Here is a 20,504-nt window from a genome sequence, read left to right on the forward strand (position 1 = left end):
TTTCATCCGACATGAAGTTTGCCCGATACACCACACACCACCTCATGGGCTTTTACTTCATCGCCCTCGCCTGTTTCTGGGCAGGGCGTTCCACGCAGGCATGCAGCCAACTGGAGACTGACGGGTATTGCGCCAACAAAGCGCCGGCCGGACGGACCCAGCTGGCCACACTGGCCACGCACACATCGGCCACAGTGAAGCGGTTCGCCGCCAGGTAAGCCTCGCCTTGGGCGTTTTGGGCCTGCAGGTGTTTTTCCAACACGGCCAGCGGCACTTTCAATCGGCTTTCCGCCTGGTCCGCCAATTCTGGCTTGCGCTGGTCTGCGGGCATGGCCATGCGGTGCATCAGCACGGTGAGCGCGTCTTTTTCCAACTCGGTCACGGTCCAGAAACTCCAGCGCAAGGCTTCGGCCTCTTCGCGGGGCGTGGCGGGCGTGATCGTTTGGCCATCGGCCTGGCCATGCACGCGGGCGATGTACAGCGCGCAGGCCATGCTTTCCCAAACGGTGACCGTGCCTTCGGGGCGCTCGTCCACCACAGCCGGGATGTGGCCATTGGGGTTGATCGCCAAAAACTCGGGCGTGCGGGTCGCGCCGCCTGCGTATGGCGTGGCGATGTGCTCAAACGGCGCACCCAACTCCAGTGCAGTCCAGATCGGGCGTGCAGCGCGGGAAGCGCCAATGCCGTAAATTTTCAAAGTCATGTCGGTCTCCTGATGGTCACATTGCACAGATTTCATGTCGGGGTTAAAGCCACCAACATACAAGGGGACGTTCCCCGTCGGCACATTCAGGTCCGCCGTCTTCGGGCGCGACACAGATCCCATGTCGGGGCTGAAGCCGCCGACCTAGAAAACGTAGTCGGGCCAGCTGGCGCACAGCGCGTGCAAGTCTCGCACCTCCAGATGCGGGCGAGTGTCGCCATGGGTCCAGTCGTGGCCTTCGCGGTTGAGCCAGGCGACCTGCATGCCTGCAGCCAAGGCACCCACGCAGTCAGCGTGGGCGTCATCGCCAATGTGCAGCACCTCGTGCGGTGCAACGCCTGCGGCCTGGGCACCGGCCACAAAAACCCGCAAATCCGGCTTGGCCACGCCGAGCGACTGGGCGCTGACGCTGGCGTGAAAATGCTGGCCAATGCCGACACGGTGCACATCGGCGTTGCCGTTTGACAGCGCCACCACCGGGTAGCGCTGACTCCAGAATGCCAACGCGGGCATCGCATCGTCAAACAAGTCCACCCGCTGACGCTCGGCAAAAAACACCTCAAAAGCCACCTCGGCCAGGTGCCCAGGCTCCCCGGCTTGATGCAGCATGGCGCGGATCGACTCCCGGCGCAGAAACGACAAATCATGAGCCCGGTCGGCGTGGCGGGCGTTGATTTCGGCGCGGATGGCTTTTTTGAGTTCGGCATCGGCCGACAGCGCTGCCGCACCGGGGGCATGGGCGCTCAGCCAGGTCTGTAAAACCACCTCGGCACGGCCAATCGTGGGCCAGACGGGCCACAAAGTGTCGTCCAGATCGAGGGTAATGGCTTTGATTCGGGAAATGTCAATCATGGTGGTGGGAGAATACCGCATGGCATTTCAACAAGAACCCTCCTTCCAACATGGTCAGGCCCCCAAAACGGCTGTGCTGTATTGCAACCTGGGCACCCCCAGCGCCCCCACAGCCCCGGCCCTGCGCAAATACCTGGCCGAATTTTTGGGCGACAGCCGCGTGGTCGAGATCCCCAAACCCATCTGGTGGTTGATCCTGCACGGCATCATCTTGCGCGTGCGCCCGGCCAAATCGGCCGCCAAATACGCCAGCATCTGGACCGAGCAGGGCTCGCCCCTGAAAGCCTTCACCGAACAACAGGCCCAGTCGCTGGGCACGACGCTGCAAGAGCGTGGCCACCACGTCACCGTGCGCTACGCCATGCGCTACGGCCAGCCGTCCATCCCCGAGCAACTCAGCGCCTTGAAGGCCGAGGGCGTGCAGCGCGTGCTGATCGTGCCCGCTTATCCGCAATACAGCGGCACCACCACGGCCAGCGTGTTCGACGCGGTCTACCGCTGGGGCCTGAAAACCCGGCTGATTCCCGAGCTGCGGTTTGTCAACCGCTACCACGACGACCCGCGCTACATCGCCGCGCTGGCGACCACCGTGCGCGAGCACTGGGCTGCACACGGCCAGGCCGAGCAGCTGGTCATGAGCTTTCACGGCGTGCCCGAGCGCACTTTGCAACTGGGCGACCCCTACCACTGCGAATGCATGAAAACTGGTCGCCTGCTGGCCGAAGCGCTGGGCTTGTCCAAGGACCAGTACAAACTGACCTTCCAGTCGCGCTTTGGCAAAGCCAAATGGCTGGAGCCCTACACCGAGCCCACGCTGATCGCCATGGCGCAGCAAGGCGTGAAAAAGGTGGACGTGATCTGCCCGGGCTTCACCAGCGACTGCCTGGAGACCCTGGAGGAGATTCAGCAAGAAGCGCAAGAAGCGTTTTTGCACGCAGGCGGCGAAAGCTTCAGCTACATCCCCTGCCTGAACAACCACGCGCAATGGATTGAGGCGCTGGCCGACATCAGCCTGAGCCACATGCAGGGCTGGGATTTGTCAGTGCCTGACACTGCGGCGCTGGCGGCAAGCCGGGCGCGGGCTTTGGCGCACGGGGCCAAAAACTGAGATCGCCTGCGCAAAACAACCGATCGGCCCGGAACGTCAAACGGCTTCAATGAAGTCCGTCACCCACTCCAGCTGCTGCAGCACGTTCAAAGCCGGTGCGTGACCGCAGCCGGGCACCTCGATCACTTTGAGTTGCCCCCGTGCCCCCGGCCCCCGACGGCGCATGTCGGCCACCGTGTGCGGCAAAACCAGATCAGAGTCGGCCCCACGCAGCAACAGCACCGGCAATTTGAGCGCGTCATAGTGGTCCCAGATCAGGTAGTCGTTGGGGTGCGCGGTGAACTGCATCGCCATGGCCGGGTCGTAATGCGGCGTGACGCGGCCATCGGGCAGGCGACGGGTGGACGTTTCCGTCAACCGACGCCACTGCGCGTCGCTCAACCAGCCAAACGGCTTGTAGACCTGACGCAAAAACGCTTCAAGTTCGGTCACCGTGGCAAACGCGGGAGGGGTGCCCGCATAGGCCTTGATGCGGTCAATGGCGGCTTGTGCCAGTTCGGGCGCGTTGTCGTTGAGCGTCAGGCTCAGGATGCGGTGCTTCAATGTGGGCTCGACCAAACCCGCCGCGCACAGCGTGCCAATCGCCCCGCCCATCGAGGTGCCCACCCAATGCACGGCGCGCAATTGCAAGCCATCCATCAGTTCACGCGCCAGCCGGGCGTAAAAGGCCAGGCAGTACTGGTTCTGCGGATCGGCACTCCACTGCGACAGGCCACGGCCCACCGTGTCCGGGCAAATCACACGCCAGCCGCATGCGCTCAAGTGCGCAGCCAGCTCGTCCATGTCGCGCCCGGTGCGGGCCAGTCCATGCCAAGCGATCACCGTGCCTTTTTCGGCTTGGCCCCAGTCGGTGTAATGGATTTCCAAACCTGCACAGGTGATGTAGCCGGATGCGAAAGCGTTCAGGGAAGACGGCATAGGCACCTCAGCGGCGTTGAAGGGCAAGGCGGCGCAGCGCGGCGCGGCTGCGCAAGCGCCCCACCACCCCGGTCGGGAAGTAATACACCGACAACACAAACAAGACACCGAGCCACAGCAACCAGCGGTCGGGCGACAACAAGGCCGACAGCAAGGGCCAGGCCGTTGCCGCTTCGCTGGCCCAGCGCAGCAAATCCTGCAAATAGCTTTGCGCCAGCAAAAACAGCACCGAGCCAATGGCTGCACCATAGATCGTGCCCATGCCACCGATCACCACGATCAGCAGCACGTCCATCATGATTTCAAAGCTGAGCGAGGTGTCCGGCCCGTTGTAGCGCAGCCAAAGCGCCAGCATGGCCCCAGCCACACAGGCATAGAGCGCCGACAACACGCTCGACAGCGTGCGGTACACCACCACGCGGTAGCCAATGGCCTCGGCGCGGAACTCGTTTTCGCGGATGGCTTGCAGCACGCGGCCAAACGGCGAATTGACGATGCGCAAGAGCGACAGCAGCATGCCCACGGCCAAAACGAACAGCAGGTAGTAGCAAAGCAAACGGCCATCCAGCGAAACGCCCAGAAAGGGCTCTTCACTGAACTCGGTGCTGGGCAAAAGCAGCTCGGGCAACTTGAAGCTCAGGCCGTCTTCGCCCCCGGTGAAGTCCGACAATTGCGATGCCAGCGTCTGAAAAGCCGCGGCCACAGCCAGCGTGATCATGGCGAAAAAGATCGCCCGCACGCGCAGCGAGAACAGGCCAATGCCCAGCGACAGCACCAGCGTGAGGCCCAGCGACAAGGCAAAGCCGCCCGCCAAAGCGCCCCAGGTGGGCCCCCAGGTGTTGGACGAGATGGCAATGCCATAGGCCCCGATGCCAAAGAACATGGTGTGCGCAAAGCTCACGATGCCGGTGTAGCCCAAGAGCAGGTCAAAGCCCGCCACCAGCACCACAAAAATCAGCACCTTGGCCGCGACCGACAGGGCCTTGACGCCCGGGAACAAAAACGGCGCAAAGGCCAGGCCCAGCAAGGTGAGGACCAACAAGGCGGCCAGCAGACGGCTGCGCGGCTGGTCATTGGAAATGAGTCGATTGAACATGTCCAGACTTTCAACGGTTGGCCACGGGGTACACCCCTTGTGGACGCCACAAGAGCACACCCGCCATCAGCGCGATGTTGGAAAACAGCGCCAGTTTGGGCGCCAGAAAGCCGGTGTAGTTGGCCATCAGGCCCACCAGCAAAGCACCGATCAGCGCCCCACCGGTGGAGCCCAGTCCGCCGATGATGATGACGATGAAGATCAACACGTTGACCTGCGCGCCCATCTGCGGCACCACGTTTTGCTGGTACAGGCCCCACATGACACCGCCCAGGCCCGCCAGCGCGCTGCCCGCCACGAACACGCCCACAAACAAGCGGCGAATGCGGTAGCCCAGCGACTCGACCATCTCGCGATCCTGCACACCGGCGCGGATCAGCAAGCCGATCTTGGTGCGGCCCAGCACCCACATCTGCACCGCAAACACCGACAGGCCCACGGCCACAGCCAGCAAGCGGTATTTCTCGATGGCCGCATCACCCCAGAACACCGAGCCGCGCATGGCTTCGGGCAGCGGCAAGGCGATCTGCAGCGGGCCCCAGATGACCTTGATGAGTTCTTCGCCAATGATCATGCCGCCCATGGTGATCAGGATCTGCTTGAGGTGCTGGCCATACACCGGCCGCACGATGAAACGCTCAAACGCCAGGCCCACAGCGGCGGCCACGGCCATGGCGATCAACATGGCGGGCAGCACCGCCACCATGTTGCGCCACCACTCGCCCGAGCCGGTCCAGTCGCCCATGGCACCCAACACGCTGGTGGCCACAAAAGCGCCCAGCGCGATGAACAGGCCGTGGCCGAAGTTCAGCACGTCCATCAGGCCAAACACCAGCGTCAGGCCCGAGGCCATGATGAAGATGATCATGCCCATGGCCAGGCCCGCCACGGTGAGCGTGAGCCAGGTCGAGCCCGAGCCGATCAAAGGCCAAGCCAACAGCGCCAACACAGGCACCAGCAGCAAAGGCCGGGTATCGATGTCTTCCAAGAATTTCATAAAGCCAGCCCCAACAAGGATTGCTGCAAAGCCGTGTCTTCGGCCAGCGCCTGCATGCGGCCTGCATGCACCACGCGGCCGTTGTCCATCACGGCCACGGAGTCGCCCAGCTGCTGGGCAAAGTGGATGTTTTGCTCCACCAGCAAAATCGTCACGCCGCTGGCCTTGAGCTGCTGAAACGCCTCGATCATGTTCTGGATGATGGCCGGGGCCAGGCCCTTGCTGGGCTCGTCGATGATGAGCAAATCACGCGGCTCCACAATGGCGCGTGCCACGGCCAGCATCTGCTTTTGTCCGCCCGAGAGCTTGCCCGCCGGGTGGTTCCAGAATTTCTCCACAGCCGGGAAGAGTTTGAAAATCCACTGCAAACGCTCGTCGTCCATCTGCGCCGCATGCCTGGCGCTGCGGGCGGCCAAGAGCATGTTTTCTTTCACGGTCAGGTCCGAGAAGATGCCCATGTTTTCGGGCACATAGGCGATGTTTTTTTGCGCAATGGCCGGCGTGTTGAGTGCGGTGATGTCTTCCCCGCCAAAGCTGATGCGCCCTTGTGACGCTTGCCACAGGCCCATGATGGTGCGCAGCGTGGTGGTCTTGCCCGCGCCGTTGCGGCCCAGCAGCATGGTCAGCTCGCCACGCGGCACCACCAAATCCACCCCGTGCAGGATGTGGTACGCCCCGATGTGCGTGTGCACGCCTTCGAGGGTCAGCAAATTCGTGTTCATGTCAGGCCTGTTCATGCGGCCACCTTGGCTTTGCCCAGGTACGCCTCTTGCACGATGGGCGAAGCTATCACCTCGTTCGGCTCGCCATCGGCCACCAGCGTACCGTTGTGCAACACGATGATGCGGTCGGCCAACTCACGCACCACGTCCATCTTGTGCTCCACCAGCAAGATGGTTTTGGTTTTGTCTTTTTTGAGCTGGCGGATCAAATCCAGGATCACCGGCGCTTCATCGTGGCTCATGCCCGCGGTGGGCTCGTCGAACATGTAGACCGAGGGCTCGAGCGCCATGAGCAGCGCCACCTCCAGCTTGCGCTGGTCGCCATGCGGCAGGCTCGCCACGGGGGCGTCTTGCTGCGCGGTCATCGACACGGATTGCAGAATCTCCAAAGCGCGGTTCGTCAAAGCCGCGTGGTCGCTCCAGATGCTCCACAGGTTCAAGCCCCGGCGGTGTGCGCCCTCTTTCGTGGCCTGCACGGCCAGGCGCACGTTCTCCAACACCGACAGATTGGGGAACAAATTGGTCAGCTGAAACGCCCGGCCCAAACCAGCGCGTGTACGCGCCGAGGCACTCAGACCCGTCAGCTCGCGCCCGTTCAGGTGCACCTTGCCATCGGTGGCAGGCAGCTGCCCCGAGATCAGGTTGAAGTAAGTGGTTTTGCCCGCCCCGTTGGGGCCGACGATGGCGGTCAGCGTACCGGGTGCAAAGCGGCACGACACCGCATTCACCGCCACATGACCGCCAAACCGCACAGTCAGGTTTTGGGTTTCAAGCATGAGATCAGTTCAAAAAATGGGCGAACCCGTCAATGCAACAGAACGTGATTTTTGTAGGTCAGCGGCTTCAGCCCCGACAAGTGCCTTCGCTTCACCACCATGTCGGGGCTAAAGCCACCGACCTACAGGACACCCGATCAGCGCTTGTTGCGGATCGGCACGTTCATTTCTTCGGGCTTGATCTCGCGGACCAGCTCGGGCACGCCCCAGGCAAAAGCCGGGTCGACCTTGATCTTGAAGTGGTACATGCTCTGCATGGCTTGGTGGTCTTCCTTGCGGAAGGTCATCTTGCCTTTGGGCGTGTCAAAGCTCATGCCTTCCATGGTGCTGATCAGCTTGTTGGTGCTGGTGTCGCCGTTGGTCTTTTTCAGCGCTGTCACCAACGCCATGGCCGCCGAAAATCCACCCGCCGTGAAGAAGTCGGGTGGCGACTTGAACTGGGTGTAGTGCATGGACACCATGGCGTCGTTCACCGGGTTCTTGGGCATGCCGAAGTAATAATAGGCCGCGCCTTCCATGCCGGGGAATTGCTTGTAAGTCACCATGGCGGGCAGGATGTTGCCACCCGACGCGATCTCGATGCCGTAGCGCTTCAAATCCATGTCGGCGATCTTGAACGGGTTGCCACCGGCCCAGATGATGAAGATGATCTTGCGGCCAGGCTGACCCTTGAGCTTGTCGATCATGCGCTGCGCGCCGGCGGTGAAGTCGGTGGTGGCGGGTGGCAGGTACTCTTCGTGCACCAGCTTGGATTTCTTCAGCGCTTCCTTGAAGGCCTTGACGCCGTCACGGCCAAAGGCCGAGTCCTGCGCCATGGTGACGATGCTCACGCCGTCCTTGTCCACCGCCACGGCGTTGGAGATCGCATCCTGGCTGCTGTTGCGGCCGGTGCGGAAAATGTATTTGTTCCACTTCTCACCCGTGATGGAGTCGGCCACAGCGGGTTCCACCAACAGAATCTTTTTGTACTCCTCTGCCACCGGCAACATGGCCAGCGCCACCGGCGAACCCGAGGGGCCCACCGCCAGATCAACCTTGTCGTCGCCATAAGCGGCGGCCAACAGGTTCTTGCCCAAGTCGGGCTTGCCTTGGTCGTCTTTTTCGATCACCACGATCTTGCGACCAGCCACTTGCATGGTGCCAGCTGTGGCGTAGTTCAGCCCCATCATCAGGCCGACCTGGGTCTGCTTGCCGTAGGCCTCCAGCGGGCCGGTCTTGCTGTAAATGTGGGCGATCTTGATGTCTTTGCCCTGGGCCATGGCGGCAGGGGCCAAAGCGGCTGTCACGGAAAGAACAGCCAGCGAAATGAGGTGTCGACGGAACATGTGGGGTCTCCTGAAAAGTAAAACGTGCTTTGTTTCACGGCACCTGTCAGCTTTGCACAAGCCGTGCCAGGTGGCCGCGTTCACGGCAGCATCCTAAACCCTTGTCTTGACAGGCATTTTTGACACCCCCATCTGGCGACAGATTAGCATGTATTTTTTAAATACATGCAACGTGTCTTTTATTTGAACACTTGTTCAAATAAAAGACACGTTAGGGCAAGCGCTGGTACAACTTGGCCCGTGACAACCCCAACATTCGGGCAGCCGCGACCTTGTTGCCCTGTGTGGCCTGCAAAGCTGCGGCCACAGCCCGTCGCTCCAATTCCTCGACCTGCTGCGCCAGCGGGCGTTGCAGGTCAGGGGCCTGCGCCAGCCGATCACCTGACGCCCAGGCACCGCCCTCAGCATCCACAGCGGACAAAGGCGATGCCGGCGAAATGTCGCTCAGCCCCGACAGGCGCAGCACCTGCGCCACATCCTCTGCGTCAATCACACCGGTGTCGCTGCGCAACAGCAATTGCTCCAGCACATTGCGCAATTCCCGGACATTGCCCCGCCAGTGCTGAGCTGACAGCAAGGCCACGGCCTGCGCACTCAACTCGGGGTGTGGCACGCCACTGCGCAAGGTCAGTTCCTCGGCCAGCACCTCCAGCAAAGCCGGGATGTCGCTGGCCCGTTCGCGCAGCGGCGGCACGCGCAGGGGCAGCACATTCAGGCGGTAGTACAAGTCTTCACGAAACAGCCCTTCGCGCACCAACTGGGCCAAATCCCGGGAGGTGGCGGCGATGACCCGGGCATCAAAGGCTTGCAGCTGGTTGGAGCCCAACGGTTCAATCTCCCCTTCTTGCAAAGCACGCAGCAATTTGGCTTGCAAACCCAGCGGCATGTCGCCAATTTCATCCAGAAACAAAGTGCCGCCATCGGCCAGCCTGAATTTACCCTCGCGCCCCTTGCGCTCTGCGCCGGTATAAGCCCCGGGAGCCACGCCAAAAAACTCGGCCTCCAGCAAAGTTTCAGGCACAGCGGCAATGTTCACGCTGACCAGCGGCCCCCTGGCCCGGGGCGAGGACGCATGGATGGCATGCGCCAGCAATTCCTTGCCGGTGCCGGTCTCGCCCAACAGCAACACCGGGCTGCCCGATTGCGCGGCCCTGCGCGCCTGACGCTTGAGGTCGGTCACGACGCTGCTGGAGCCAATGAAGCTGGCAAAACTGTGTCTGGCTTGGCGCAAACCCGCCCCCACGCGCCGCTGCACCGCCAGCGCATCACGCGCTTCGTCCAGCTCACGCTGCATGAGGGTGAACTTGGCCAAAAAAGGTTGCAGGTTCGACTGCGGCTGGTCAAACAAAACCACCCCCAGCGCGCCGATGACGTGACCCGCATCGTCGTGCAACGGAAAACGGCTCACCACAAAGGTGCCCGCCCTGTTGGTCAACAGGTCAATCAGGATCGGTTTACCGGTCTGCAGCACCTGCAGCATTTGCGTGTTCTGAATGACCGAGGACACGGGCTGTCCGACAAACTCGGCTTCGCTGGCAAAACCCAGCGCAGGCAAATACCGGCGGTACTGGTCATTGATCCAGACCACACTGCCTGAACGGTCCACCAGCAACATGCCCTCGCTGGCATCCGCAAAGACATCAAACAGCGACCGGGCGGCCAAATTCAAAATGCTTTGTGCATCTTTGGGCAGAGGGTCAACGATTTTTTCCATCGGGGCGTGTCAGGCGAACGGTCATGAATCCAGCGCAACGCCCGCACACATGAACATGGCGGCTCAAACGGCCATCAACGGCTGCGCATGGCTTTGAAGGCGATCAGCAAACCCGCCAGGCCAAACACCACAAAACAGACAAAAGACCAGTTGGCAATTGAGCCGCCCAGAAAGGTCCAGTCAATTTTGGTGCAATCGCCGCTGCCCTTGAAGATCATGGGGATGGCGCGGTTGATGGGGAAGTTTTCGACCATGCCGTAAAAGTCACGCCCGCAAGTGACGATTTCGGGGGGGTACCACTGCAACCAGCTTTGGCGGGCGGCAGTGAAGCCGCCAAAGCCCGACACCATCGCCAGCAGCACGCCCGACAACACCAACCCCATGCCGCGCAGGCGCGAGCCCACCACCGCCACCAGCACCACCCCGATCAGCGCATAGCGCTGCACGATGCACATGGGGCACGGGTTGAGCCCCACCACATGCTGCAAATACAGGCCAAAAGCCAGCATGCCGATGCCCGACAAGGCGATCAGGGCCAACCAGCGGTTGAGGGAAATGGAGGACAGGTTCATGGGCGGGTCAATCAAACAAAACGGGCGCATTGTGCTCCCGTTGTGGTGGTGCCAGCTTGAGGCAAATCACAAAGCCTTTGCCGCATCAGGCATCGGCAAACGCCCGCTCGATCACAAAGGCACCCGGCGTACTGGTGTTGCCTTCTTTCAGACCGCGCTCTTCACAGATGCGTTTGAGGTCCTTGAGCATTTCGGGGGAGCCGCAGATCATCACGCGGTCGGTCTCGGGGTTGAGTGTGGGCAGGCCCAGATCCGCGAACAGCTTGCCGTTTTCCATCAGGTCGGTCACACGGCCCTGGTTTTTGTAGGGCTCGCGGGTCACGGTGGGGTAGTACAGCAACTGCTTGCTGACCATGTCGCCCAGGAACTCATGGGCCGGCAGGTCTTGGGTGATGTAGTCGTGGTACGCCAGCTCATTGACCTGACGCACGCCGTGCACCAGGATCACTTTTTCAAAGCGTTCGTAGGTGTCGGGGTCGCGGATGATGCTCATGAACGGGGCCAGACCCGTGCCGGTGGACAGCAGGTACAGGTTTTTGCCCGGCAGCAGGTAGTCGCACAGCAAGGTTCCGGTGGGCTTGCGGCCCACGACGATGGTGTCGCCCACCTGGATGTGTTGCAGCTTCGAGGTCAGTGGGCCGTCGGGCACCTTGATGCTCAAAAACTCCAGATGCTCTTCGTAATTGGCGCTGGCGATCGAATAGGCACGCAGCAGCGGCTTGCCCGACTCCTGACGCAGGCCGATCATGGTGAAGTGGCCGTTGGAAAAGCGCAGGGCTTGGTCACGGGTGGTGGTGAAACTGAACAAACGGTCGGTCCAGTGGTGAACGCTCAAAACGCGTTCTTCGAGAAAAGCACTCATGGTGTTTTGGAATGTAGGGCCAGGAGACAAACCCCAGGCCATAAAGGGATGCAGAAGCTTGCTACAGTTGCGGGCTTGAAAGACCACGCGCAAACAGTCGCTGTTGTATGACAGGGCTGTATTGTCCAGCGGATTGCACACAACTGGAAATACTAAGATTTTATATCCGTATAACCAATCTCTATTTAGAAGCACAAGGAAACCCATGGCACGCACCGTTCAATGCATCAAACTCGGCACCGAAGCAGAAGGTCTGGACTTTGCGCCCTACCCCGGTGAACTGGGCAAACGCATCTGGGAAAGCGTGAGCAAGCAGGCCTGGGCCGACTGGCTCAAGCACCAGACCATGCTGGTCAACGAAAACCGCCTGAACCTGGCCGACCTGCGCGCCCGCCAGTACCTGGCTCGCCAGATGGAACAGCATTTCTTTGGCTCAGGGGCAGATGCTGCGCAAGGCTATGTGCCGCCGGCAGCCTGAACGGGCAGTGTGACCGGCACATTGACTTCTGAGCCCCCCAAGCGGGAACAGCAAGGACCGTCAGCAAACGACACAGCCTGGTTGACCCACGTTCAAGACCAAGTCAGGCATGCGCTGGACACCCACACCGCCGACGCCACTGCGGCAGCACCACCGCCCCGCCCTTGGCATGTGGTGGAGATCGGCTTTGGCCTGGGCCTGCATTTTTTGAGCAGCTGGCAGGCGTGGCGCAACACCGCGCACAGGTCCTCCCGGCTTTTCTACACCGCGGTCGGCCTGGCATGGCCCTGTGCAGAGCACTGGCAGGGCATCGCGCGCCGCTGGCCTGAACTGCAAGCGCTGACCGACCCTTTGATGCCTTTGTGGCACGGACTGATGCCGGGCATGCACCGGCTGGTGCTTGACGGTGGACGTGTACAACTGACCGTGTGCGTCGGTGAACCCGACAAGATGCTGCGCGAGCTGGACACCGCCGCAGACTGCCTGTGGATCACGCAAGCCTTTTTGTCATCCGAACCGCCCCCATCGGGCGCAGCGCCCTGTGCGTCACCCTTGCAGGGCGTGAATGCCCAGCGCGGCGTTTCACAGCGTCCACAGATCCCGTGGCCCGCCCTGTCACGCTTGTGCAAAACGGGCACCCATTTGCTGATCACCGAGAACGCTGCGCCCGACCTGCTGGACGCTGATCCGGCATGGCACCCAAGTGGCTTTGCACAACCGAGCTTCAGCGCCACCGGCAGCGTCACAGCACGCTACCAGCCCGCCTGGACCCCGCGCCAGCGTTTGCGACAAAGCTTGCCGCCCCAGCCCCTGCAAGCCTTGGTGATTGGCGCGGGCTTGTCGGGTTCGGCTGTCGCGCACAGCCTGGCCATGCGGGGATGGTCGGTCACCGTCATCGATCAGGGCAGCGGGGTGGGCGCAGGCGCATCCGGCTTGCCCGCCGGTTTGGCGGCACCGCATGTCTCGCCCGATGACAGCGTGCTGTCACGCATCAGCCGTGCGGGGGTGCGCGCCACGCTGCAACGGGCGCAATCGGTGTTGAAAGCAGGCAGCGATTGGGCACACTCGGGCGTGTTGGAGCACCGCGTCGAAGGCAAACGCAGCCTGCCAGCGGGTGATGCCTGGCCGGCAGCAGGACACACCTGGAGCACGCCGGCATCGGCGGCACAAATCGCTGCGGCCGGCGTGCCTGAAACATCCTCAGCGCTGTGGCATGGCTTGGCGGGCTGGATACGCCCCCGTCAACTGGTCGCAGCGCAGCTGCAAACCCCTGGTGTGCAGGTGTTGTGGGGGCAGCGCATTGATCGCATCGAACGCACCGGCGAGAGCTGGTCAGCCTTGGACGCGCAGGGCCGTGTGCTGGGCCAAGCCCCTTTGCTGGTGATCGCCAGCGCCTACGACAGCATGGCCCTGCTCAACAACCTGCCCGAGCTGTCCGTGCCGCTGAACCCCTTGCGCGGGCAAATAAGTTACGGCGCGATGACCGAGCTGAACGAGGCGCAGCGCCAACCATTACCCCCTTTTCCGGTCAACGGTCACGGCAGTTTCATCCACGGCGTGCCCTCGCCACAAGGACAACACAGTTGGTACATCGGCTCCACGTTTGAGCGCGACTGCACGCAGGCACCGGTGCGCGAGACGGACCATGCCGCCAACCAACTGCGCCTGGCCAAACTGCTGCCCGAGTTGGGTCATGCCCTGAAACCGTCGTTCGATTCAGGGGGCGTCCAGGGTTGGGCAGGACTGCGTTGCACTCTGCCCGACCGACTGCCCGCAGTCGGCCCGATCGATGAACAACGCTACCCGGGTTTGTGGATGAGTGCAGGCATGGGCGCCCGGGGCATCAGCCTGGCCGTCTTGTGTGGCGAACTCACGGCAGCCTGGCTCCACAACGAACCGCTGCCGCTCGCCCCGTCGCTGGCCAAACACCTGATGGCCCAGCGGTTTGCGCGTCACTGAATTCAAATTTCACACAACCACCCCCATCACCGAAGGCAAGCCCCGGCTGGGCATCAGGTTCACATCTGAAAACCCTGTAAGAATTTGAAAAGCGGGAATGTGCACTTTGGTTGGTGTCTAATCAAAGCCCTGTTTCGAATTGCCTTGCCCGCCATGACTTCTTGGTCCTCCTCGCCAGAACACGCCCGCATCGAACCGACCGTTCGGGCCGCCCCAGACCTGTCGGAATTTGCTGACGCCGTGTTGCACCAGGGCCAAAGCCTGATGGTCTGGCGTCCCGCAAACGTCTTGCTGCTGGGCCTGGCACAGTCGCTGCAGGCGCATTGGCAAAGCCAATGGCCGGACATGGCGATCACCCATTTTTCGGGACAGCAACCAGCCAATCTGCTGGGCCAAATCAACGAAAAACTCAGCCAGCAAAACCTGCGGCAGCTCACGCCGCCTGGCCCTGCGCTCGCACCGGAAGGCATCTGGTTTGTGCACGACGCCGAATACCTGTCCGCCGATGAATTGTTTTTATTGCTGCGCCTGAATGCCCATTTTCCCGGTTGGACCATCCGCTGGGTGCTGCTCTTGAATGCGTCAACGCCCCTGAGCCCTGACAAGCAAACCCTGCTGAACCAAGACATGAAGCACTGGCTGAAATGGCAGATCGATGGGGCCGACCATCGCCCTGCACCGCCTGCTCTGACTTCTCTGCCGGTGGTGCCAGGGCAAGCGCCTGCAACATGGGCCCTCGTGCCCCAGCCGCAGATACGGCGCACCGCCATCACACCCCAACCCTACAAAACCGCCGCCATCGGTTTGCTGATGGCGCTGCTCTTGGGGGCAGGACTCTTGCTGATGTGGCCTGCATCACCCCCCGGCGAACGCCCTGCTGCGGGCCTGACCGGTTCAGCCTTGTCGAACCCGACCCCGGCGTTGGGGCCAGCCACAGGCACGCCCACCCCGCCTACAGCCGAGACCCTGGCACCGCATGCCGTGACAGGCTCCGAATCCATGCCCCGGGAGCCTGCTGCGCCAACCCCGGCAAAACCTGCTGCCCCGACTTCTGCGCCCGACCGGCTGCCCGGATGGGCCGCCAGTGACACCACCACGCAGCCACCAACACCGCTGCGTGCGGCCATGCCCGATGTGGCCATCCGCGGCCACCGCTGGCTGGCCGGTTTGCCCAAAGAGAGCTTCGTGCTGGAACACGGGGTTTTTGAAAGCGCCCAGCAAGCCCAGCGACTGATCAAGGCGCAAGCCGAATTGGCCAACGCCCGCATCGTCATGCTCCAATCACTGAAGGGTGCGCCTGCCCGCTACCTGGTCGTAACGGGACCTTTTCGTTCGCAAGAACGCGCCCAAAATTTCAAGGCACGCCAACAACTGCCGCCCCAGACACACATTGAAGAAGTGTCCCGGGTCTTGCAGCAAAGCCTGGCGCCAAGCCCGCGCGAGGCTCAGGCCCGGCCTTGACCTCGGGGACAGCACGGCTTAGCGGCCGCTCAACGGTGCTTTGCACAACTGTCCTGGATGCAGCCTTACTTTGAGGCCTCGGCCGGGCGACGCGCCTTCACATAAGCGTCCGTAGGCTGGTAGTGCTTGCCGTCGGCATAGCGCCACTGCACCATCGTGCCCTTGCCACCGCGCAAGTCGAGCTTGCCGACATAGGCACCCATGGTGGACTGCTGGTCAATCGCACGGAACTCGGCCGGGCCGAACGGGGTGCTGAATTTCAGGCCGCGCATGGCGATGACCAGCTTTTCGTTGTCGGTCGAGTTGGCTTTTTTGATGCCCGCAAAGATGGCCTGCATGGTGGCGTAGCCCACGACCGAGCCGACCTTGGGGTTCTCGTTGAACTTCTTGTAGTAGTTGGCCGCAAAGCTGGCGTGTTCTTTGTTGTCGAGCTGGTCCCAAGGGTAGCCGGTCACGATCCAGCCCTTGGGCGTTTCGTCTTTGAGCACTTCCAGGTACTCGGGCTCGCCGGACAACAGCGACACCACGAGCGTCTTGGGGAAGACATTGCGCTGGTTGCCTTCGCGCACCAGCTTGGCCAGGTCCGCGCCAAAAGTCACATTGAAGATGGCGTCGGGTTTGCTGGCCATGGTGGCGGTCAGGGTGCTGCCCGCGTCGATCTTGCCCTGGGCGGGCCACTGCTCGCCCACAAACTCCACATCGGGGCGCTTGGCTTTGAGCAGCTCCTTGAAGCTGGCCACCGCGCTTTGGCCGTATTCGTAATTGGGCGCGATGGTGGCCCAGCGCTTGGCGGGCAGCTTGGCTGCTTCTTCGACCAGCATGGCCGCTTGCATGTAAGTGCTGGGGCGCAGGCGGAAGGTGTAGCGGTTGCCTTTGTCCCAGACGATGGCGTCGGTCAGCGGCTCACTGGCCACAAACAGGCGTTTGTTTTTGGCGGCGTGGTCGGCCAGGGCCAGGCCCACGTTGGACAAAAAGCCCCCGGCCAGCACATCGACTTTTTCTTTGGAACTCAGCTCAATCGCATGGCGCAAAGCTTCTTCGGGCTTGCCGGCGTCGTCCCGGGCGATGACTTCGACCTTGCGGCCCAGCAAGCCGCCTTGGGCGTTGATTTCTTCGACCGCCAGCTGCCAGCCTTGCTTGTAGGGCTGGGTGAACTGCGGAATGGCGGAATAGCTGTTGATTTCCCCGATTTTGATCGGGGTTTGGGCCATGACGGTGGTCGTGGCGGCGGCGGTCAGCAGACCGGTGGCAATAAGGCGGTTCATAAAAATAGTCCTAGGGTTAACGTCGCAAAAGTGCGACTGTAGCAGCCCGTTTTTGGCCTGTTGCTGACTTGACGCACAAAACTGAAGTCATGAGGGGAATTGCAAGGGTCGGCCTCGGCCACAAAAATACCATGGCGTATGGGTCCAATACGCATGATTGACAGCACGATTGACAACACCAATAATCGCGACCATTGAAATTTAAATGGATCCCGCAATGACACAACTCACAGCCAACGACCTCAAAGTACGCGGCATTGCGGCCATTGAATCCGTGCTCATCAACCACACCGAGGCCACCATCTCGGTACGCGGCAAAGATCGGTTTGTGGTCATGGACATGGCGCAGTACCACTACTTGCGCGAATGTGAGCTTGAAGCGGCACTGATGCAAAGCAAAGCTGACGTCGCAGCAGGCCGTGCTGTGCAAGAAAGCGCACAAGACCACATGGCACGCCTGGACGCATTGCTCAACGACACAAGCGCGCACTAAGGCCGTGCCCTACACGCTGGTCATCACCGACGGCTACATGCGCCGTGCGGTACGGTTTTTCAAACGCCACCCCGAGCTGCGCAACCCCTACGCCAAAACACTGGGGCTACTTGAGCTCAATCCACACCACCCGTCTTTGCGTTTGCATGCCTTGTCGGGTCGTCTGGCAGGCTTGCACTCGGTGTCGATCAACCTGTCATACCGCATCACCTTAGAGCTGATCATTCAAGACCAGCAAATCATCCTCATCAATGTGGGCGATCACGATACGGTGTATTGACTGGGGCTGGCTGGCTACACCCACAAAATCTGCACCCGCTTGCCCACGGCTTGGGCGTATTTTTGCAGGGTGCGCAGCGAGGGCGATGGCTTGCCAGTGAGCAGCGCTCGCTCAACGCGCCTCGACTCCGAGTGAACATCGACATGATGTTGGGGACCCTCTGCTGAACTTTGGAGAGCTGAACAAATCGCAGACGAAGGCACGGACCCACTTCTTATAAGCATATGGCATATATACCCAACTAAAAAATCGTTGGTTTCAGCATAAAGCGCCTTTACAGTCTCGCCCATGGTTGATTTGGCTTATGTCTTTGCAGGTTTCTTCGTTGGCACCATCGTGGGCCTGACGGGGGTGGGTGGCGGCTCGCTGATGACGCCGCTGCTCATCTTTTTCTTTGGCGTGAAGCCCTACATGGCGGTCGGCACCGACTTGTTGTTTGCCGCTTTCACCAAGCTGGGCGGCACCATCAGCTTTGCACGCCAGCGCATCGTGCCTTGGCGCGTGGTGGGTTTGCTCAGTGCGGGCAGCATCCCGGCTTGCCTCGTCACCCTGGGCTTTTTGCACTGGGTCGGCCCGGCCGATCCCCAAGTGCAGTCGCTGATGACCACCACACTGGGCGTGGCCTTGCTGCTGACGGCAGCGGCCATGCTTTACAAGGCGGTGCGCGGCAAACAAGTGCCTCGCCACCTGGCAGCAGCCGACGAAGCCCATGCCAGCACACCCCGCCACTGGAGCCTGCCGCTGCTGTTTGGCGCGCTGATCGGCACCCTGGTCACGCTGACCTCGGTGGGCGCAGGTGCCATTGGCGTGACGGTGCTGCTGGTGCTGTATCCTCTCCTGCCCTTGCCGCGCATCGTGGCGGCCGACATTGCCTATGCCGTGCCACTCACGTTGGTGGCCGGTCTGGGCCATGCCTCGCTGGGCTCGGTGGACTGGCCACTTCTGGCCAAGCTGCTGGCCGGCTCACTCCCCGGCATCTGGCTGGGTTCGCGCCTGACACACCACACCCCTGACCGCGTGATCCGCTCTTTGCTGTCCGTGCTCCTCGCATGGGCTGGCACCAAGCTGGTCCTGATCTGATTTTTTCTGTCCTCACCTCTATGTACCAGTACACCGAATTTGACAAAGCCTTTGTTCGTGCCCGCGCCGCAGAGCACCGCGACCAGCTGGAGCGCTGGCAAAACGGTCAGCTGACCGACGAACAATTCCGCCCCCTGCGCCTGCAAAACGGCTGGTATGTGCAGCGCTACGCCCCCATGTTGCGCGTGGCCGTGCCTTACGGCGAAATCAACGCCGCCCAAATCAAGGTCCTGGCCAAAATCGCCCGTGAGTTCGACACGCCTGATGCTGCTTTGCTGGCCGAAGCTCAGGCCACACAAGACAAGCTGCCGGGCCTGGCCCCTCAACTGACCACCAACTACGGCCACTTCACCACCCGCCAGAACGTGCAGTTCAACTGGATTCCGCTCGACCAATCGGCCGACGTGATGGAACTGCTGGCCACCGTGAACATGCACGGCATCCAGACCAGCGGCAACTGCATCCGCAACACCACCACCGACGAGCTGGCCGGCGTGGCCGTGGACGAAGTGGTCGATCCGCGCCCTTATGCCGAGCTGATCCGCCAGTGGAGCACGCTGCACCCCGAATTTGCGCACCTGCCGCGCAAGTTCAAGATCGCCATCACGGGCGCCACCGAAGACCGCGCCGCGATTGGCTGGCACGACGTGGGCCTGCAAGTGCTCAAGAATGACGCGGGCGAAGTCGGCTTCAAGGTGCTGGTGGGCGGCGGCATGGGCCGCACCCCGGTGAATGGCGTGGTCATCCGCGAGTTCTTGCCCTGGCAGGACATCATGAACTACCTCGAAGCCGTGGTGCGCGTCTACAACCGCTGGGGCCGCCGCGACAACAAGTACAAGGCCCGCATCAAGATACTGGTCAAGGCCGAAGGCCAGCGCTACTTTGACGAAGTCGAGACCGAGTTCCGTGAAATCCTGGAGCGTGACGGCGCACCCCACACCCTGCCGCAAGCCGAGCTCGACCGCGTGAAAGCCGGGTTTGTAGACCCTGCCCTTCAGCTTCCCGAAAACACAGACGAGTGGCTGGCCCAGGCCGAAGCGGCCCTCAGCATCGAAGCGGCCAAAACACCCGCCTTTGCCCGCTGGCTGGCGCGCAATGTGCGTCCGCACCGCAATCCGCAACTGCGCGCCGTGTCGCTGTCCTTCAAGCGCCCCGGTTACGCCCCGGGCGATGCCACAGCCGAACAGCTGGATGCCGCTGCGGCCCTGATCGAGAAATACTCGGCTGGTGAAGCCCGCGTGTCGCACACCCAAAACCTGCTGCTGCCCTGGGTGCGCCTGGACCAGCTGCACGCCCTGTGGCTCGAAGCCAAGGCACTGGGCGTGGCCCAGCCCAACATTGGCCTCTTGACCGACATGATCGCCTGCCCCGGCGGCGACTACTGCGCGCTGGCCAATGCCCGCTCCATCCCGACGGCCAGCGCCATTCTTGAGCGCTACCAAGACCTGGACGAACTCGAAGACCTGGGCCACATCGACTTCCACATCAGCGGCTGCATCAACTCCTGCGGTCACCACCACTCGGGCCACATCGGCATCCTGGGCGTGGACAAGGACGGCAAGGAGTGGTACCAGGTCACGCTCGGCGGATCGGACGGCAAAGACCTGTCCGGCGCGGCCACGCCCGGCAAGGTGGTCGGCCCGTCGTTCTCCTCGTTCGAGGTGCCCGACGTGATCGAAGCCATCCTCGAGACCTACAAGCAAGTGCGCGTGGCAGCTGCCAACGGCAAGCAAGAAGCCTTCATCGAGACGCTGCGCCGTGTCGGCCAGGACCCGTTCAAGGCCGCCGCCAACGCAGCCCGCCATCCAGCCGCAGACGCTGAAACGGTCTGAGCACAGGGAAA

Annotated in this window: 20 protein-coding genes; 8 read left to right on the forward strand and 12 right to left on the reverse strand. The window is 61.9% G+C overall.

Going from position 1 to position 20,504, the window contains the following annotated elements; genetic code table 11:
- Positions 1-52: 52 nt before the first annotated feature.
- Complete coding sequence (locus tag B9Z47_RS05230) at positions 53-703, reverse strand: glutathione S-transferase family protein (protein ID WP_108330713.1); 651 nt, start codon at positions 701-703, stop codon at positions 53-55.
- Positions 704-847: 144 nt separating this feature from the next.
- Positions 848-1,555, reverse strand: coding sequence for an HAD family hydrolase (locus B9Z47_RS05235; RefSeq protein WP_108330212.1), 708 nt, complete (start codon positions 1,553-1,555; stop codon positions 848-850).
- Between the two features lie 19 nt (positions 1,556-1,574).
- Here B9Z47_RS05235 and hemH point away from each other — a divergent pair, with 19 nt between their 5' ends.
- Positions 1,575-2,663, forward strand: a complete 1,089-nt coding sequence (hemH, locus tag B9Z47_RS05240; protein ID WP_108330714.1) for a ferrochelatase — start codon at positions 1,575-1,577, stop codon at positions 2,661-2,663.
- 36 nt (positions 2,664-2,699) lie between these two features.
- On the opposite strand, the gene B9Z47_RS05245 is transcribed toward hemH, so the two are convergent.
- The 9 genes from B9Z47_RS05245 to B9Z47_RS05285 all read right to left on the reverse strand — a co-directional run bounded on the left by B9Z47_RS05245 (position 2,700) and on the right by B9Z47_RS05285 (position 11,645).
- The gene (locus B9Z47_RS05245; protein ID WP_108330213.1) at positions 2,700-3,581 is read right to left on the reverse strand and encodes an alpha/beta fold hydrolase; all 882 of its coding nucleotides are present in this window, start codon (positions 3,579-3,581) and stop codon (positions 2,700-2,702) included.
- Positions 3,582-3,588: 7 nt separating this feature from the next.
- Positions 3,589-4,677, reverse strand: coding sequence for a branched-chain amino acid ABC transporter permease (locus B9Z47_RS05250; RefSeq protein WP_108330214.1), 1,089 nt, complete (start codon positions 4,675-4,677; stop codon positions 3,589-3,591).
- A gap of 10 nt (positions 4,678-4,687) precedes the next feature.
- Positions 4,688-5,674 (reverse strand): branched-chain amino acid ABC transporter permease, encoded by a 987-nt coding sequence (locus tag B9Z47_RS05255; protein ID WP_108330215.1) that lies wholly within the window; start codon positions 5,672-5,674, stop codon positions 4,688-4,690.
- Complete coding sequence (locus B9Z47_RS05260) at positions 5,671-6,396, reverse strand: ABC transporter ATP-binding protein (RefSeq protein ID WP_108330216.1); 726 nt, start codon at positions 6,394-6,396, stop codon at positions 5,671-5,673. The genes B9Z47_RS05255 and B9Z47_RS05260 overlap by 4 nt, the downstream gene beginning before the upstream one ends.
- 11 nt (positions 6,397-6,407) lie before the next feature.
- On the reverse strand, positions 6,408-7,172 hold the full coding sequence (locus B9Z47_RS05265) for an ABC transporter ATP-binding protein (RefSeq protein ID WP_108330217.1): 765 nt from the start codon (positions 7,170-7,172) through the stop codon (positions 6,408-6,410).
- A gap of 137 nt (positions 7,173-7,309) precedes the next feature.
- Complete coding sequence (locus B9Z47_RS05270) at positions 7,310-8,497, reverse strand: substrate-binding domain-containing protein (protein ID WP_108330218.1); 1,188 nt, start codon at positions 8,495-8,497, stop codon at positions 7,310-7,312.
- 211 nt (positions 8,498-8,708) lie between these two features.
- A complete protein-coding gene (locus B9Z47_RS05275) occupies positions 8,709-10,211 on the reverse strand; it encodes a sigma-54-dependent Fis family transcriptional regulator (RefSeq protein ID WP_108330219.1) in 1,503 nt (500 codons plus the stop codon).
- Between the two features lie 74 nt (positions 10,212-10,285).
- A complete protein-coding gene (locus B9Z47_RS05280; RefSeq protein ID WP_108330715.1) occupies positions 10,286-10,783 on the reverse strand; it encodes a disulfide bond formation protein B in 498 nt (165 codons plus the stop codon).
- An 85-nt stretch (positions 10,784-10,868) separates the two neighbouring features.
- The gene (locus tag B9Z47_RS05285) at positions 10,869-11,645 is read right to left on the reverse strand and encodes a ferredoxin--NADP reductase (RefSeq protein ID WP_108330716.1); all 777 of its coding nucleotides are present in this window, start codon (positions 11,643-11,645) and stop codon (positions 10,869-10,871) included.
- Positions 11,646-11,850: 205 nt separating this feature from the next.
- Between B9Z47_RS05285 and B9Z47_RS05290 the strand changes: the two genes are divergently transcribed.
- The 3 genes from B9Z47_RS05290 to B9Z47_RS05300 all read left to right on the forward strand — a co-directional run bounded on the left by B9Z47_RS05290 (position 11,851) and on the right by B9Z47_RS05300 (position 15,543).
- Positions 11,851-12,123 carry an oxidative damage protection protein gene (locus tag B9Z47_RS05290; protein WP_108330220.1) on the forward strand — a complete coding sequence of 91 codons (273 nt, stop codon included), beginning with the start codon at positions 11,851-11,853 and terminating at the stop codon, positions 12,121-12,123.
- An 81-nt stretch (positions 12,124-12,204) separates the two neighbouring features.
- Entirely contained in the window at positions 12,205-14,082 is a 1,878-nt protein-coding gene (gene mnmC / locus B9Z47_RS05295; RefSeq protein ID WP_233253667.1) for an FAD-dependent 5-carboxymethylaminomethyl-2-thiouridine(34) oxidoreductase MnmC, read from the forward strand.
- Positions 14,083-14,235: 153 nt separating this feature from the next.
- On the forward strand, positions 14,236-15,543 hold the full coding sequence (locus B9Z47_RS05300; protein ID WP_108330221.1) for an SPOR domain-containing protein: 1,308 nt from the start codon (positions 14,236-14,238) through the stop codon (positions 15,541-15,543).
- Positions 15,544-15,608: 65 nt separating this feature from the next.
- Here B9Z47_RS05300 and B9Z47_RS05305 read toward each other — a convergent pair whose 3' ends face one another.
- Positions 15,609-16,808, reverse strand: coding sequence for an ABC transporter substrate-binding protein (locus tag B9Z47_RS05305; RefSeq protein WP_108330222.1), 1,200 nt, complete (start codon positions 16,806-16,808; stop codon positions 15,609-15,611).
- A 217-nt stretch (positions 16,809-17,025) separates the two neighbouring features.
- Here B9Z47_RS05305 and B9Z47_RS05310 point away from each other — a divergent pair, with 217 nt between their 5' ends.
- The 4 genes from B9Z47_RS05310 to B9Z47_RS05325 all read left to right on the forward strand — a co-directional run bounded on the left by B9Z47_RS05310 (position 17,026) and on the right by B9Z47_RS05325 (position 20,493).
- Positions 17,026-17,301 (forward strand): prevent-host-death protein, encoded by a 276-nt coding sequence (locus B9Z47_RS05310; protein WP_108330223.1) that lies wholly within the window; start codon positions 17,026-17,028, stop codon positions 17,299-17,301.
- 4 nt (positions 17,302-17,305) lie between these two features.
- Complete coding sequence (locus B9Z47_RS05315) at positions 17,306-17,581, forward strand: plasmid stabilization protein (RefSeq protein WP_108330224.1); 276 nt, start codon at positions 17,306-17,308, stop codon at positions 17,579-17,581.
- A gap of 288 nt (positions 17,582-17,869) precedes the next feature.
- Positions 17,870-18,661: a sulfite exporter TauE/SafE family protein gene (locus B9Z47_RS05320; RefSeq protein WP_108330225.1), complete on the forward strand. Its 792-nt coding sequence runs from the start codon at positions 17,870-17,872 to the stop codon at positions 18,659-18,661.
- A gap of 20 nt (positions 18,662-18,681) precedes the next feature.
- Positions 18,682-20,493, forward strand: coding sequence for a nitrite/sulfite reductase (locus tag B9Z47_RS05325; RefSeq protein WP_108330718.1), 1,812 nt, complete (start codon positions 18,682-18,684; stop codon positions 20,491-20,493).
- Positions 20,494-20,504: the final 11 nt, after the last annotated feature.

The organism is Limnohabitans sp. 2KL-1, from assembly GCF_003063435.1.
Taxonomy (GTDB): Bacteria; Pseudomonadota; Gammaproteobacteria; order Burkholderiales; family Burkholderiaceae_C; genus Limnohabitans_A.